At 53.4% G+C, this 279-nt stretch carries 1 protein-coding gene; it reads left to right on the top strand.

The window, feature by feature from the left end; all coding sequences use genetic code 11:
• Window positions 1-279 (top strand): alpha-hydroxy-acid oxidizing protein (locus tag SB772_RS40185; protein WP_410838541.1); only part of this gene is annotated, 279 nt, incomplete at both ends.

Raw genomic sequence — 279 nt, 5'->3', positions numbered from 1 at the left:
ACACATCCGCAATGGGCGTGGGATGTGGGCCTGAACGGTCGTCCACATGATTTAGGTAATATCTCAGCTTATCTCGGCAAACCGACCGGACTGGAAGATTACATCGGCTGGCTGGGGAATAACTTCGATCCGTCCATCTCATGGAAAGACCTTGAATGGATCCGCGATTTCTGGGATGGCCCGATGGTGATCAAAGGGATCCTCGATCCGGAAGATGCGCGCGATGCAGTACGTTTTGGTGCTGATGGAATTGTGGTTTCTAACCACGGTGGCCGCCAG

This window comes from Paraburkholderia sp. SIMBA_030 (genome assembly GCF_046535245.1).
Taxonomy (GTDB): domain Bacteria; phylum Pseudomonadota; class Gammaproteobacteria; order Burkholderiales; family Burkholderiaceae; genus Paraburkholderia.
This window is presented reverse-complemented; position numbering and strand designations above follow the sequence as displayed.